This is a genomic window from Dietzia sp. Die43 (assembly GCF_024519835.1).
GTDB classification, from domain to species: Bacteria; Actinomycetota; Actinomycetes; order Mycobacteriales; family Mycobacteriaceae; genus Dietzia; species Dietzia kunjamensis.
Map to the genome: position 1 here is coordinate 63167 of NZ_JALJRF010000014.1, position 13768 is coordinate 76934.

Genomic DNA, 13768 nt, shown 5'->3' on the forward strand with positions numbered 1-13768 from the left:
GGCTGGCGCGATCTGTTCACACCGTCCCAGTCAACCTAGTGTGAAGCACAGACATTCCTGGAGGTGAGGTGCCCGTGACCCCGACCCCGTTGAGCCCGGAGGACCTCGCGGTTCTCGACGGGGCCACCACCCTGTTCGGCCGCGCGCTCGCCGGCGGTCTCGACGGAGACTGCGACGCCTGCCCGGGATGGACCCGCCGCGACTGCGCCAACCACGTCCTGGGCGGTGGGCTGCGATACGCCGCCTACTTCTCACGGCTGCCGGAGTCGGAGATCGAGTGGACCCGCACCGCCGACCACGCCGGCGAGAAACCGGTCCCCGCCCTGCACCGCACGTCCGCCGGTCTGCGAAGGGAACTCGCGCGGGCCCGGGACGCGGACGCGACCGTCCCGCACCGCCTGGCCGACATCCCGGTCCGCGACCTGCTCGCGCTACGGGTCTTCGAACTGCTGGTCCACGCCCACGACCTCGACCCCCGGACCTGGGAGTCGACGGAGGCGGAGGACCTCGCCGCCTGGACCCTCGACCACGCCAGGAGCGTGGTGGAGTTGATGCGGTCGTTCGACGTGCTCGCCGAGGCGAGCCCCGTGACGCTCGGGGCGGATTCTCGGGCCCGACTGCTCGCGCTGTCCGGACGGCGCCCCTCCCCGGCCGGGCCGGGCGGCAACGGCGACAGCGACAGCGACAGCGACAGCGACAGCGACAGCGACCAGATTTAACGTGTCCGGCGCCGCAGACGGGTCTAGCGTTGCGAATACCGGGTAGCACCGGCACGCGGTCGCCCACGACGAGAGGCTCCGACATGGCCATGACCTGCGTCCCCTACATCTCCTTCCCCGCCAATGCGGCGGAGGCGTTCCCCTACTACCAGGAACTCTTCGGCGGGAAGCTCGAGGTGATGACCTACGACCAGTTCCCCTCCACCGAGGACTTCCCGTTCGACCCACCGCACGGTTCGGTCGCCCACGCGACCCTCGAGGCCCCCGGGATCAGCCTGACCGGCGGTGACGCCATGGGCGAGAGCCTCCCGCAGCCGCGCAGCGACGTCTACTCGTTCCTGCTGGGATTCGACACCGAGGACGAGGCCCGTGCGTTCCTGGACAAGGTCACCGGCAGCGGGGGCGAGATGGCGATGCCGTTCGAGGTCGCCCCGTGGGGTGACCGGTACGGGCAAGTCCACGATCGGTTCGGCATCCGCTGGGACGTCGTCGTGCCGGGTACCGGCGACTGATTACGCACTGACCCGGCCAAGCCACCCTTATCCAGCGCCCGTGCTTGTTACCGTTCTGGCATGAAAATCTCTGGAGCAAGTGCCATCGTCACGGGCGGTGCGTCGGGAATCGGCGCCGCCGTCGTCCGTCAGCTCGCCGCCAAGGGCGCCAAGGTCGTCGTCGCCGATCTCAATGCCGAGAAGGGTGAGGCCCTGGCGAACGAGGTCGGGGGCGTGTTCGTCTCCGTCGACGTCACCAAGACCGACCAGAACGAGAAGGCCGTCGCCGCCGCTCTCGAGCTCGGTCCGCTGCGCTACCTCGTCAACTCGGCCGGCATCGGCTGGGCTCAGCGCACCATCGGCCGCGACGGCGAGTACTCGTCGGCCTTTGACATCGACTCGTTCCGCAAGGTCATCGACATCAACCTCATCGGCTCGTTCGACATGCTGCGGCTGGCCGCCACCAAGATGAGCACGCAGGAGGCCGACGAGGACGGCCAGAAGGGCGCCATCGTCAACATGGCCTCCGTCGCCGCGTTCGACGGCCAGATCGGCCAGGCCGCCTACTCCGCCTCGAAGGGTGGCATCGTCGGCCTGACCCTGCCCGTCGCGCGCGACCTATCGGCCGCCGGCATCCGCCTCAACACCGTGGCACCCGGCCTCATCGACACCCCGATCTACGGCGAGGGCCCGGACTCGGAGGCGTTCAAGGCCAACCTCGGCTCGAATGTCCTGTTCCCGAAGCGTCTCGGCTCGGGCGATGAGCTGGCGTCCATGGTCATGGAGCTGCTCACCAACCCGTACATGAACGCGGAGACCATCCGCGTCGACGGTGGCATCCGGATGCCACCGAAGTAGCACGCCCCCAGAATCGACCACGCCCCCGGGCATCGAAAAGGACGTTCCGCGCACTCCCCTTTCGGGCGATGTGCGCGGAACGTCCTTTTCGACGGTGCGGTTCTCGACGGTGCGGGCTTTCGACGGTGCGGGTGCGGGTCAGGCCTTCGCGCGGCGCTTCTTCATCCGGCCCTCGAGGTACACGGCGAACTTGGTGAGTGTGTAGTTGACGAGGATGAACAGGATGCCCGCCACGATGTAGGCGGGGACGGTGTTCGCGTACGCCGAGCCCAGGGTCTTGGACCAGTTGAGCAGCTCCAGGTAGGTGATGCCGTAGCCCAGTGCGGAGTCCTTGAGGACGACGACGAGTTGGCCGACGAGGGCCGGGAGCATCGCCGTGAGTGCCTGGGGGAGCTGGATTGAGCGCAGCACCTGCCCCGGGGTGAGGCCCACGGCCAGTCCCGCCTCGGACTGCCCCGCGGGCAGCCCGTGGACACCCGAGCGGACGAGCTCGGCGATGACCGCGCCGTTGTAGAGGGTGAGCGCGGTGACGACGGCGGCGAGCGGCGCGTGCTGGTTGGGCACGATGTTGGAGGTGGCGAAGTACCCGAAGTAGGCGAAGACCATCATCAGCAGCACGGGCACCGAGCGGAAGAACTCGACGATCACGCTGCAGAACCAGCGCAACGGTGCGAACGGCGAGAGCCGCCCCATGCCGAAGAGCAGCCCGAAGACCACGGCGAGCACGATGGAGATCGCCGCCGCCGTGAACGTCCCCTTGAGGCCCGGGATGAGATAGGACGTCCACACCTCGGGGTCGGTGACGAACGGCTCCCACATGAAGGCTTTGAGCTGGCCGGCCTTCTCGAACTGGAGATAGATGACGTAGGCGATGGCGACCACGAGGACCACGCCGACAGCGGTGAGGATCCTGTGCCGCAGCCGGGCCTTGGGGCCGGGTACGTCGAAAAGTACCGCCTGTGTGCTCATCGCTTCACCGACAGCTTCCGGGAGAGGGAGGTGGTCCACAGTCCGATCGGGAGGGTGAGGACCACGAAGACCATGGCGAAGAAGAAGAACGTCAGCAGGCTCGCGCCCTCGTTCTCCGTGATGACCTGGAGCAGGCCGGCGGAGTCCCCGACACCGATGACCGCCGCGACGGTGGAGTTCTTGATCAGCGCGATGACCACCGACCCCAGCGGGGCGATGGACCCGCGGAACGCCTGCGGGAGGATGACCTCTCGCATGGACTGGCCGAAGGCCAGACCGATCGAGCGGGCGGCCTCCGCCTGCCCCACCGGGACGGTGTTCACGCCGGAGCGCAGGGCCTCGCAGACATACGCGGCGTGGTAGACGGCCAACATGATCGCGGCCCACCAGAAGGCGTTGCGGGCGAAGTCGTCCGAGACCGACAACTGGAGGATGAAGGACAACCCCAGGATGCTGAAGACCATCAGCAACGTCAGCGGGAGGTTCCGGAACGTGTTGACGTACGAGGTACCGAGGCCGCGCAGGACCGCCACCGGGGACACGCGCAGGACGGCGATGATCGTCCCCAGGACCATGGCCCCGATGGTGCCCAGGACCGACAGCTGGATCGTCACCCAGACCGCCCCGAGGACGTCGTAGTCGGCGAAGATGTCGCCCATGGTCCACCTTCCGTGGTGAGGTGCCCGCCCTCCTCCCCGCGCCGGTGGGTCGGCGCGGGGAGGGAGGCGGTGGTCGGCCGGATCGGGTGCCGATCCGGCCGGGTCGGATCAGATCAGGCGCAGGCCTCCGGCTCGGGCGGGTTGCCCTCGCCCGGGGTGAAGCCGGCGGCGCCGAGGTTCTCCTCGACGGCCGTGTCCCAGCTGCCGTCGGAGATCATCTCGCGGATGGCCTCGTTGATCTGCTCGCACATCTCCGTGTCGCCCTTGGCGATGCCGACGCCGTACCGCTCCTCGGAGAACGGCTCGCCGACCACCTTGAGCTGGCCCTGGTACTGGTCCTGGGAGGCGTACCCCGCGAGGATCGTGTCGTCCGTGGTCAGCGCGTCGACCGCATTGGACACCAGCGCCGAGACACACTCCGAGTACGTGCCGAACTCCTGCAGGTTCACACCCGGCACCTGCTCCTTGACCGTCTGGGCCGAGGTCGACCCGGTGACGGAGCACAGGCGCTTGCCGTCGAGGGAGTCGGGACCGGTGATCGAGTCGTCGTCGGAGCGGACCAGGAGGTCCTGCCCGGCGATGAAGTACGGGCCGGCGAAGCCGACCTTCTCCTTGCGGGAGTCGGTGATGGAGTAGGTGGCGACGATCATGTCGACCTGACCGGTCTCCAGCAGCGTCTCGCGCTGGGCGCTGGGTGCCTGCACCCACTCGATCTCGTCCTCCGGGGTCCCGAGCTTGTCGGCGATGTAGCGCGCCACGTCGACGTCGAGCCCGGTGTAGTCGTTGCCCTCCTTCAGCCCGAGTCCCGGCTGGTCGAACTTGATGCCGACCTTGAGCTGGTTCTCGCCACCACCGTCGTCGCTACCGCACGCGCTCACGCCGAGTGCCAGGGCGACGGCCGCCGTGGCCGCTCCGATCCGTCGGATGTTCATGGGTTCTCCTCGTGGGATGGGTGGATGGGTCTCGTTCGGGTCCGCGGACGGGCCCGACTAGTTGGTGAGGATCTTGGACAGGAAGTCCTTGGCCCGGGAGCTCTGCGGATTGGTGAAGAACTCCTCCGGGGTTGCCTGTTCGACCAACTCTCCGTCCGCCATGAAGATCACGCGGTCGGCCGCCTTGCGGGCGAACCCCATCTCGTGGGTCACCACGACCATGGTCATACCGGTCTTGGCCAGCCCCGTCATCACGTCGAGGACCTCGTTGATCATCTCCGGGTCCAGGGCGGACGTCGGCTCGTCGAAGAGCATGACCTTGGGGTCCATCGCCAGCGACCGGGCGATCGCCACCCGCTGCTGCTGACCGCCGGACAGCTGCGCCGGGTACTTGGACGACTGCTCGTGGACACCGACCCGTTCGAGCAGTTCCATCGCGCGCTTCTCGGCCTCCGACTTGGACTGTTTGCGGACCTTGATGGGACCCAGCGTCACGTTCTCGAGGATCGTCTTGTGCGCGAACAGGTTGAACGACTGGAACACCATCCCGACGTCGGCCCGCAGTCTCGCCAGCGCCTTGCCCTCCTCGGGCAGCGGCTTGCCGTCGATGGTGATGGAGCCGCTCTCGAAGGTCTCGAGCCGGTTGATCGTGCGGCACAACGTCGACTTCCCGGACCCCGACGGGCCGATCACCACGACGACCTCCCCCTGCTCGATGGACAGGTTGATGTCCTTGAGCGCGTGGAAGTCACCGAAGTGCTTATTGACGCCTGAGATCTCGACGAGAGCCATGGTGGGATCATAAGCGTCCGATGAACGCTTGCCGGTCAACTCGGCAGTAGTTGTCCGCAGTTCGGGTTTCCCGGAACGGTCGACATGACGCTGACCGCTACGTACCGTTCTTACATGGCGATATCTGATGTAAGGGAATACGCCCATCTCTCCGCCGAGGACGTCGATGCCATCGGTGAGGAACTGGACGCGATCCGCCAGGAGGTCGTCGACTCCCTCGGGGACGACGACCGCCGCTACGTGCAGAACACCATCCGCCTGCAGCGCGGACTGGTGACCGGCGGCCGGGTCGTCCTCCTCTTCTCCGGGTACCGACCCGCGTGGCTGGTGGGCACCGGACTACTGGCGGCCGGGAAGATCATCGAGAACATGGAGCTCGGGCACAACGTGATGCACGGGCAGTGGGACTGGATGAACGACCCGGTCATCCACTCCAGCTCCTGGGAGTGGGACATCGTCGGCACGTCCGAGCACTGGAAGGCCACCCACAACTACCACCACCACAAGTACACCAATATCGTCGGCATGGACGACGACGTCGGGTACGGCGTGGTGCGGGTGACCCGCGACCAACCGTGGCACCCGGCGAACTCGCTCAACCTGGTGTGGAACACGATCCTCGCCCTCGCCTTCCAGTGGGGCGTCGGCGTCCAGCACCTGGAGATCGCGCCGGCGACGATCAACTCCTCCGGGCGGGCCGAGCGCAAGAAGCGGATCGGCCAGTTCCTCCGCAAGGCCCGGCGCCAGGTGGGCAAGGACTACGTGTGGTTCCCGCTGCTGTCGGGGCCCAACTGGAAGTCCACCATGAGCGCCAACATGACCGCGAACATCATCCGCAACCTGTGGTCCAACGCCGTGATCTTCTGTGGCCACTTCCCGGACGGCGCCGACAAGTTCACGCTCGACGATCTCGAGTCCGAGACGCAGGCGCAGTGGTACCTGCGCCAGATGCTCGGCTCCGCGAACTTCACCGGCAGCAAGCTCACGCACTTCATGTCCGGCAACCTGTCGTTCCAGATCGAGCACCACCTCTTCCCGACGCTCCCGTCGAACCGGTACGCGGAGCTCTCGGAGAAGGTCCAGGACGTCTGCCGGCGGTGGGACCTGCCGTACACCACCGGGCCGCTGTACAAGCAGTACTGGCAGTCCTGGCGCACCATCGCCAAGCTCTCGCTCCCGAACCGGTTCCTCAAGGCCACGCCGGACGACGCGCCGGAGACCCGCTCGGAGAAGATGTTCGCCGGCGAGCCGACGACCTACGACGACGCCGTGGGGCCGCGCTCCGGCCTGGTCACCGCGCTCAAGCACCACACCGACCCCGACCAGCTCCGCCGTCTGACCCGGACGGTCTGAGCGTGGCAGGCCCGGGACCCGGCGACCGGACCCCGAGCGTCGACGGGACGCATCGCCGACCCGACGGCGCGACCGACGCCGAGATCGAGGCGGCCGGGACCGTCGGCGAGGCGATGGAGTACATCGAGCGCGCCCGCGGACACCTGTACGACCTGCACCAGCTGATCGGCCGGGCGGACATCCTCTTCCAGGAGGCCGCCGACCAGCTGGACGATGCCGGCCGGTCCGAGCTCGCCGCGCGCATCCGTGAGGAGATGGTGGGGGTCAACGTCCTGCACGGGCGCTGGACGTTCCAGATCGTCGAGGAGTTCGACGACGGGTTCTGGAGCACGGCCCGCGCCCTGGACAGTGCGGTGCGCGACGAGCTCACCGGAGGAAGACGGCATGTCCACGAGGCGGAGATGAAGGAGGCCAACCGGACCGGCGGCCGCCGGGGGCACGAGGCCACCCCGCAGGATCGCAACTAGGATCCGGACCGCCGGACCGTCAGCCGAGGACCCACCAGCCGAGCGATCAGCCCGTTCTGTGGCGGCCGGAGATCCTGTGCCTCTCGGCCTCGGTGAGTCCGCCCCACACTCCGTAGAGTTCACCGGAATTGAGGGCGAACTGCCGACAGGTATCGAAGACCGGGCACGTGGCGCAGACCGACTTGGCCTGCTCCTCCTTCTTGCGCCGCTCCCCCTTCGACTCCTCCTCCAGGCTGTAGAACAGGTCTTCGTGCCCGATGCACGCGGCGTTGTCACGCCAGGACCAGAAGTCCGAGGTGGGTTCGAGGTTCCTGTATCTCGGCATTCATCCTCCGTCCCTGCGCCTCGCGAAGTGCCCTGCCTCGAGCCCTGAAAGTTCGTCGTTCGCAGTCGATGACGCAATACTGTCAGGGTTCCGGGGACGTCGCGCCGCACTTTCGGGGTCGTGAGATGAAGTATCGCCCCCGGGGACGGCATGTGTGCAGCAGTTACCAGCCTTCGTGACGACATCGTGAGAAAAGGCCTATTCGCGCATCGGGAGGCGCACGTTACCCGAATCGGGCCTACCTCGTCGTCGTCGCCGTCGCCCGGATGACCTCCGCGGCGCGGTGTGCCGCCCCGTCCACCCCCCACCACGACCGGATCCCGGAGGCCTCGCCGTCGAGGGCGCGGTCCACCTGCGCGCGCACCTCGCGCGCGACAGCCGTCGGACCGTCGCCGTAGCGCAGGACCGACGCGCCGGGGATCGAGGCCAATGCCTCGGCGGTGGCGTCGTGTTCGCCGTACTCGTGCTTACCGGGGACGACGACCAGCGGCACATCGGCGCAGGCCGCGTCGGCGACGGACGCCTGTCCCGCGCCGGTGACCACGACGTCCGCGGAGCTCAGCGCCGGCCAGGGATCCTTGTGCCACTCGCCGTCGGGCCCGCCCAACTCCAGCCAGTCCGTCACGCCCAGCTCCGCCGCGGTGGTCCGTACGGCGCGCCAGAAGCGGTGGTCACCGCCGGTACCGGAGGCGTTGAGGTGGACGACACGGGGACGACGACGAGCCCGCGGCTCGCGTCCGCGTCGCTCGAACCGGGAGACGCCGCCGATCTCGCTCACCCGTTTCTCCGCCCGCGCCACGGCCTCCCGGTGCACGCCCGGCGGCCAGGCGGCGATGAGCCTCTCGGCCGCCCGGCACCGCAGCAGATGCGGTTCGTCGTCGCGCACGCCCGGGGGAAGGGTGCTCACCATGGGTGTACCGGTCATGCGGGCGGCCAGCGACATCGCCGGGGAGCCGTCGACCCACAGCGCGCGGGGGCGTTCACGGTCCATCCACGCCACGGCGGCACGACGGGCGGCGAGGGTGATCTCGTCCCGCGCCGGCGGTCCGGCCGCGTGCGCGGCGGCGGGCCCGGTCCGTGCGTCCGGCTCTGTCGGCAGGTGGACCACGCGGGTCCCGGGGGGACGCTGGGTGTCGTCGAAGGGGCCGGTGACGAGCATCGTGACCTCGTCGCCCCGGTCGCGGAGCGCGGCGACGACCGGCAGCACCCGGTGCAGGTGCCCCCGTCCACGGTTGTGGACGTACACGCCGATCATCGCCCGGTCGTCCCTAGGCCGACCCCCGGGCGGCGCCGACGATGGCCTCGCAGAAGGCCGGGAGGTCGTCGGGCCGGCGGCTCGTGAAGACCCCGTCGTCGCTGACGAGTTCGGAGTCGACCCACTCCGCGCCGGCGTTGACCAGGTCGGTCCGCAGGCTCGGGAAGGAGGTGACCTTCCGGCCGCGCACCACGTCCGCCTCGATGAGGACCCACGGCGCATGGCAGATGGCGAACACGGGCTTGCCGGCCTCGACCATCTCGCGCACGAGGGTCACCGCGTGCTGGTCCCCGCGCAGGGCGTCCGGGTTCGCGACGCCGCCGGGCAGGACGAGCACGTCCACGTCGGCCGCGGAGATGTCCGCACTCGTGCGGTCCACGGGCCGGGTGCCGGCCGGGCTGAGGTGATCGACCAGCCCGACCTCGCCGTCCTCCGTGCTGACGAGGACCGGCCGGAAGCCGGCGTCGGAGACGGCGTCCCACGGTTCGGTGAGCTCGACGCGCTCGATCCCCTCGGAGGCCACGAGGAAGGCGACGGTACGGGTGTCAGTGAGTGCATCCTGTGTCTCGGTCATGATCCCGATCGTGAGGTCCTGCCCGCCGCGCCGCAACCGGTCCGGCGACGGTAGACCCGGGTGCTCCGGTCCGGCACGATACCCCCATGGGCAGACGAGATCGGATGGACCGCAGAGGGCGTCGCGACAATAGGCGCGGTGGGTGCGGGTGCGGGTGCTCGCTGGTCCTGCTGCTCCTGCTTCTGGCGGGTCTGGTGGTGGCCGCGGAGTTCGGCGCGCGCTGGTACCTGTCGGACCGGGCCGAGCGCGAGGCGTCGGCGGAGCTCGGGGCGCCGGTGTCCGTGGAGTTCGGGACCAGCCCCGTGTTGTGGGACCTGGCCACGCAGCAGGCCGTGGGCACGGTCCGCCTGACCTCCCCCGGTGACGCCACCGTGCCGCGGATCGACGTGACCGGCTACTCGGTCTCGCAGGTCGACGGCGGTATCCGCGCCGAGTCCGCGGACGGCACCGCCACACTCAGCGCCGACCAGCTCGCGGCGGCCGCCGCGGAGGGCAACCCAGCGGAGGGCTCGCCGATCGCGGGCATGACGGAGGTGCGCTCGGTGCGCCCCGACGCACCGGCCGGCCTGCTGCGCGCCGACATCGGCGGCATCGCGGAGATCGGGGTGCAGCCCGGGGTGAACGACGGGCAGCTCACGCTCACGCCGCAGCAGACCTCGCTGCTGGGGTTCCCGCTGCCGGACGGGCTGTTCTCCGGCATCACCGGCACCGTCGACACGACCATGGCCTCACTGCCCGAGGGAGTGGTGATCGAGGACGCGCGCGTGGTCGACGACGGCCTCGAGGTGATGCTCGGCGGGCGTGACGTGGTGCTGCGCTAGGGGTGGTCAGTCGGGCGCCGGCGCGCACAGTCTCGTGGGCTCGGTGCGACCGCGCACGACCTCGGATCCGACCTCCTGCCAGCGGCCACGCTCGGACTCCGCGGCGGCGTCGGCCGCCACGCCGGAGGCCAGCACCAGGCCGGGCTGCTCCTTCGCCAGCTCGCACAGCCGCGAGGCCTCGTTCACGGCGTCGCCGATGACGGTGTACTCGAAGCGGTCATCCGAGCCCACGTACCCGGCCACGACGTCCCCGTAGGACGCCCCGATGCCCGCGCGGCAGTCCGGCACCCGCGCGGGCAGGCGCTCGGCCAGCACCCGCGCGCAGGCCAGGGTCGCGGTCGCCGGGTCCGCCATCGACCGGGGCGCACCGAACACGACGAGCGCGGCATCGCCGAGGAAGCTGTCGACGATGCCGTCGTATTCCTCCACGGTCTCCACCACCACGGAGAAGAACCGGTTGAGCACGTCCACCACCTCGCCGGCCTCGGACCGCACGGCCATCTCGGTGGAGCCGATGAGGTCGACGAACACCACGCCGACGCGGGAGTCGCGCCCGCCCAGCTCGGGATCGTCGAGCTCCGCGGCCTCCGCGACGTCGCGACCGACGTGACGGCCGAACAGGTCGCGCAGCCGTTCGCGTTCCTGCAGCCCGGCGGCCATCCGGTTGAAGCCACGCTGCAGTTCGCCGAGCTCGGTGGCGTCGTAGACCACCACCCGCCGTGACAGGGTGCCGTCGCTGATGTCCTGCATCGCCCACCGGACGCTGCGCAGTGGGGCGATCATCGAGCCCGTCGCCAGGGAGATGAGGAGGAAACCGGCCAGGAGGGACGTGGCGCCCAGGACGATGACGACGACGGCGAGGCGTTCCAGTGACAGGGCTCGGCCCGCGAGGGTGTAAATCGCGACGATGATCAGGCCCGTGATGGGCACCCCGCTACCCAGGGCCCACGCCACCCGGAGCCGCGTCATGGCGCCGAGGAGCCGGGTCCGCGGCGCGCGGCCCGTGGACAGTGCGACCGCCGCCACGGGCCGCAGGCCGAAGTCGGCGAGCAGGAACGCGGCACCGCACACGACCATCCCGGCGAAGACGATCGTGAACCCGACCACCGGGATCGAGGACGGGTCGACCACGCCGTACGCGGGGGTGACCACGGCCGCGCCGAGCAGCCACAGGAACGCCTGGATGACGGTGACGCGGCCGGGCAGACGCAGCGTCGCGACCCGCTCACGATCGGTGGGGTCCCGCCCGTCGAGGAACCACCGGACCCGACGGTAGACGGCACCGGTCACCCAGATCGTGCCCACGATGACCGCCATCGTCACGTAGACGGGCACCACGATCACCGAGGGGACGAGGAACTCCCGCGACAGCACCGCCGGGCCCGGCAGCACGAAGAAGACCAGCACCACGGCCACCGCGACGCCCACCAGGTTGGAGGCGAGCAGGGTCAGGAGCAGCAGGATCCGGACGCGCCACGCGCGCAGGCGGCCGGACTCCTCCTCCCGGCCGAGAAGCACAGACCCCAGTTCCGGTCGACGCAGCAGGGACAGGTCTATTCGCACGCCTCGTATCGTGCCACCACGGGGAGGCGATCGTGATGCCCTCGTCACACCCGGGCCGCGGGGCTGGGGTGTGGGGCCCGCTACGCGTAGGGTGGTCCTCGGACGGCCCGCACCACTCTTGCCTCGGGCCGTGCGGTTGTCGACCTCCCCGTGGTCGCGCACCGGGCGCATCGCTCATCGAAGTGGATGCGACTCCCCGCGAGCGCGCCGGGCAAGACGCCATTCTCTATGTACGGAGCCTTCTCCCTTGTCACGTTCTTTCGCCGATCTCGGCGTTCCTTCCCCCCTGCTCGACGTTCTCGGCAGCGCGGGGATCACCACCCCCACCCCCATCCAGTCGGCCACGCTGCCGGACGCACTGACCGGCCGTGACGTGCTGGGCCGGGGCCGCACCGGCTCCGGCAAGACCTACGCGTTCTGCATCCCGCTGGTCGCCCGCCTCGCCGCGTCCGGCGGCCGCCGCGCCCGCAACTCCCCGCGTGGGCTGATCCTGGCGCCGACCCGTGAGCTCGCCCGGCAGATCAACGAGACCCTCGAGCCGCTGGCGACCTCCATGGGCCTGAAGACCACCGTCATCTTCGGCGGCGTCTCCCAGGGCCGTCAGGTCGAGGCGCTCAATCGTGGCGTCGACATCGTCGTGGCCTGCCCGGGTCGACTCGAGGATCTCATGGGACAGAAGCACTGCCGCATGGACTCGATCGAGATCAGCGTGCTGGACGAGGCCGACCACATGGCCGACCTGGGCTTCCTGCCCGGCGTCACCCGCATCCTCGCGGCGACCCCGTCCGGTGCGCAGCGACTGCTGTTCTCCGCGACCCTGGACTCCGGCGTCCAGAAGCTGGTCACCAAGTTCCTCACCGATCCCGTGGACCACTCGGTCGACGACGGCACCGCCACCTCCGGCCCGACCGCCCACCACGTGGTGCGCGTCGACGCCGACGACCGCGTCCGCGCCCTCGCCGACCTGGCCGTGGCGCACCCGCGGACCGTGATGTTCACCCGCACCAAGCACGGTGCCAAGCGTCTGGCCAAGCAGCTCACCGGCCGCGGCGTCGTGAGCGTGGACCTGCACGGGAACCTGTCGCAGAACGCCCGCGTGCGTAACCTCGACGCGTTCTCCTCCGGGCAGGCGACCGTGCTCGTGGCCACCGACATCGCCGCCCGCGGCATCCACGTCGACGACGTCGGGCTGGTCGTCCACGCCGACCCGCCGGCCGAGCACAAGGCCTACGTCCACCGCTCGGGCCGCACCGCCCGCGCCGGCGCCATCGGCACCGTCGTCACCGTCGCCACCTCCGACCAGGTGCGCGAGGTGCGGTCGCTGCTGCGCGCGGCCGGGGTCACCGCCGGCGAGATCGAGCTGCCCATCGGGGCCGATGCCGCCGTCGCGTTGGCCGACGCCCCCGAGCCGCCCGCGCACGTGCCGTCCGACGACGGTGCCGAGGGCCAGTCCGTCCGCGGGCAGGCCCGTCGCAGCCGTGGCCAGGGCCGTCAGAACCAGAACCAGCAGCGTCAGGGCCGCGGTGGCGGTCAGGGCCGTGACGGCGAGCAGAGCCGCAGCGGCGGGCAGGGTCGCAGCGGCGGGCAGGGTCGCGACGGCGGCCAGAGCCGGGACGGCGCCGGCCGTGGTGGTTCAGAACGCGGTGGTTCAGAACGCGGTGGCCGTGATCAGCAGGGCTCCGGCACCGGCGGCGCTCGTCGTCGTCCCCAGACCGCCGACGCCCACGGTGCGCCCCGCCAGGGCTCCGCACGTCAGGGCTCCGGCGCACGGGGCTCGGGCGGGCAGCGCTCGGCCGGCCAGGGTTCCGCGACCCAGGGCTCCGGCGCACGCCAGTCGGTGGGCCAGGCGGCCGGGCGGCCCCGCAGCGACCAGCGTCGCCGCTCCACCCGCACCGCCGGCTGACCTGAGGGGAGCCACCCCTCCCCTCCCCACCCGAAAATCCGCTACTCGAAATCCGGATCGGCTACTCCAATCGGACTAGCCGATCCG

Annotated in this window: 15 protein-coding genes; 7 read left to right on the forward strand and 8 right to left on the reverse strand. The window is 70.0% G+C overall.

Annotated features, from left to right (window positions below; translation table 11 throughout):
• Window positions 1-74: 74 nt before the first annotated feature.
• The 3 genes from NR111_RS12915 (at window position 75) to NR111_RS12925 (ending at window position 2068) form a co-directional block, all read left to right on the forward strand.
• Window positions 75-719: a maleylpyruvate isomerase N-terminal domain-containing protein gene (locus tag NR111_RS12915; RefSeq protein ID WP_256821010.1), complete on the forward strand. Its 645-nt coding sequence runs from the start codon at window positions 75-77 to the stop codon at window positions 717-719.
• Window positions 720-802: 83 nt separating this feature from the next.
• Window positions 803-1231, forward strand: coding sequence for a VOC family protein (locus NR111_RS12920; protein WP_163376158.1), 429 nt, complete (start codon window positions 803-805; stop codon window positions 1229-1231).
• 60 nt (window positions 1232-1291) lie between these two features.
• Complete coding sequence (locus tag NR111_RS12925) at window positions 1292-2068, forward strand: SDR family NAD(P)-dependent oxidoreductase (protein ID WP_256821011.1); 777 nt, start codon at window positions 1292-1294, stop codon at window positions 2066-2068.
• Window positions 2069-2206: 138 nt separating this feature from the next.
• On the opposite strand, the gene NR111_RS12930 is transcribed toward NR111_RS12925, so the two are convergent.
• The 4 genes from NR111_RS12930 to NR111_RS12945 all read right to left on the reverse strand — a co-directional run bounded on the left by NR111_RS12930 (window position 2207) and on the right by NR111_RS12945 (window position 5420).
• The gene (locus NR111_RS12930) at window positions 2207-3037 is read right to left on the reverse strand and encodes an amino acid ABC transporter permease (protein ID WP_163376157.1); all 831 of its coding nucleotides are present in this window, start codon (window positions 3035-3037) and stop codon (window positions 2207-2209) included.
• Window positions 3034-3696, reverse strand: a complete 663-nt coding sequence (locus NR111_RS12935) for an amino acid ABC transporter permease (RefSeq protein ID WP_067718880.1) — start codon at window positions 3694-3696, stop codon at window positions 3034-3036. Before NR111_RS12935 ends, NR111_RS12930 begins: the two co-directional genes overlap by 4 nt.
• 113 nt (window positions 3697-3809) lie before the next feature.
• Window positions 3810-4628 (reverse strand): glutamate ABC transporter substrate-binding protein, encoded by an 819-nt coding sequence (locus tag NR111_RS12940; RefSeq protein WP_256821012.1) that lies wholly within the window; start codon window positions 4626-4628, stop codon window positions 3810-3812.
• Between the two features lie 57 nt (window positions 4629-4685).
• The gene (locus NR111_RS12945; RefSeq protein WP_069389523.1) at window positions 4686-5420 is read right to left on the reverse strand and encodes an amino acid ABC transporter ATP-binding protein; all 735 of its coding nucleotides are present in this window, start codon (window positions 5418-5420) and stop codon (window positions 4686-4688) included.
• Window positions 5421-5534: 114 nt separating this feature from the next.
• Here NR111_RS12945 and NR111_RS12950 point away from each other — a divergent pair, with 114 nt between their 5' ends.
• Both NR111_RS12950 and NR111_RS12955 read left to right on the forward strand, forming a co-directional pair.
• The gene (locus NR111_RS12950; protein ID WP_067718873.1) at window positions 5535-6773 is read left to right on the forward strand and encodes a fatty acid desaturase; all 1239 of its coding nucleotides are present in this window, start codon (window positions 5535-5537) and stop codon (window positions 6771-6773) included.
• A gap of 2 nt (window positions 6774-6775) precedes the next feature.
• Window positions 6776-7240: a hypothetical protein gene (locus tag NR111_RS12955; RefSeq protein ID WP_200841539.1), complete on the forward strand. Its 465-nt coding sequence runs from the start codon at window positions 6776-6778 to the stop codon at window positions 7238-7240.
• A gap of 46 nt (window positions 7241-7286) precedes the next feature.
• Here the strand turns inward: NR111_RS12955 and NR111_RS12960 are convergent, their stop codons facing one another.
• From NR111_RS12960 to NR111_RS12970, 3 genes are all read right to left on the reverse strand, one after another.
• The gene (locus tag NR111_RS12960; protein ID WP_067718868.1) at window positions 7287-7565 is read right to left on the reverse strand and encodes a WhiB family transcriptional regulator; all 279 of its coding nucleotides are present in this window, start codon (window positions 7563-7565) and stop codon (window positions 7287-7289) included.
• Window positions 7566-7803: 238 nt separating this feature from the next.
• Complete coding sequence (locus tag NR111_RS12965; RefSeq protein WP_256821013.1) at window positions 7804-8820, reverse strand: glycosyltransferase; 1017 nt, start codon at window positions 8818-8820, stop codon at window positions 7804-7806.
• Window positions 8821-8833: 13 nt separating this feature from the next.
• Window positions 8834-9394 (reverse strand): type 1 glutamine amidotransferase domain-containing protein, encoded by a 561-nt coding sequence (locus NR111_RS12970; RefSeq protein ID WP_163376153.1) that lies wholly within the window; start codon window positions 9392-9394, stop codon window positions 8834-8836.
• Window positions 9395-9480: 86 nt separating this feature from the next.
• Here NR111_RS12970 and NR111_RS12975 point away from each other — a divergent pair, with 86 nt between their 5' ends.
• Window positions 9481-10215, forward strand: a complete 735-nt coding sequence (locus NR111_RS12975; protein WP_067718862.1) for an LmeA family phospholipid-binding protein — start codon at window positions 9481-9483, stop codon at window positions 10213-10215.
• Between the two features lie 6 nt (window positions 10216-10221).
• On the opposite strand, the gene NR111_RS12980 is transcribed toward NR111_RS12975, so the two are convergent.
• Entirely contained in the window at window positions 10222-11778 is a 1557-nt protein-coding gene (locus tag NR111_RS12980) for an adenylate/guanylate cyclase domain-containing protein (RefSeq protein WP_256821014.1), read from the reverse strand.
• Between the two features lie 247 nt (window positions 11779-12025).
• Here NR111_RS12980 and NR111_RS12985 point away from each other — a divergent pair, with 247 nt between their 5' ends.
• Window positions 12026-13681 (forward strand): DEAD/DEAH box helicase, encoded by a 1656-nt coding sequence (locus NR111_RS12985; protein ID WP_256821015.1) that lies wholly within the window; start codon window positions 12026-12028, stop codon window positions 13679-13681.
• Window positions 13682-13768 lie beyond the last annotated feature (87 nt).

Bases quoted from the DNA above. Each gene is read 5' to 3' on its own strand.
- NR111_RS12940 (WP_256821012.1), bottom strand. From the start codon at position 4,628: ATGAACATCCGACGGATCGGAGCGGCCACGGCGGCCGTCGCCCTGGCA.
- NR111_RS12960 (WP_067718868.1), bottom strand. From the start codon at position 7,565: ATGCCGAGATACAGGAACCTCGAACCCACCTCGGACTTCTGGTCCTGG.
- NR111_RS12945 (WP_069389523.1), bottom strand. From the start codon at position 5,420: ATGGCTCTCGTCGAGATCTCAGGCGTCAATAAGCACTTCGGTGACTTC.
- NR111_RS12930 (WP_163376157.1), bottom strand. From the start codon at position 3,037: ATGAGCACACAGGCGGTACTTTTCGACGTACCCGGCCCCAAGGCCCGG.
- NR111_RS12975 (WP_067718862.1), top strand. From the start codon at position 9,481: ATGGGCAGACGAGATCGGATGGACCGCAGAGGGCGTCGCGACAATAGG.
- NR111_RS12920 (WP_163376158.1), top strand. From the start codon at position 803: ATGGCCATGACCTGCGTCCCCTACATCTCCTTCCCCGCCAATGCGGCG.
- NR111_RS12935 (WP_067718880.1), bottom strand. From the start codon at position 3,696: ATGGGCGACATCTTCGCCGACTACGACGTCCTCGGGGCGGTCTGGGTG.
- NR111_RS12925 (WP_256821011.1), top strand. From the start codon at position 1,292: ATGAAAATCTCTGGAGCAAGTGCCATCGTCACGGGCGGTGCGTCGGGA.
- NR111_RS12970 (WP_163376153.1), bottom strand. From the start codon at position 9,394: ATGACCGAGACACAGGATGCACTCACTGACACCCGTACCGTCGCCTTC.
- NR111_RS12965 (WP_256821013.1), bottom strand. From the start codon at position 8,820: ATGATCGGCGTGTACGTCCACAACCGTGGACGGGGGCACCTGCACCGG.
- NR111_RS12950 (WP_067718873.1), top strand. From the start codon at position 5,535: ATGGCGATATCTGATGTAAGGGAATACGCCCATCTCTCCGCCGAGGAC.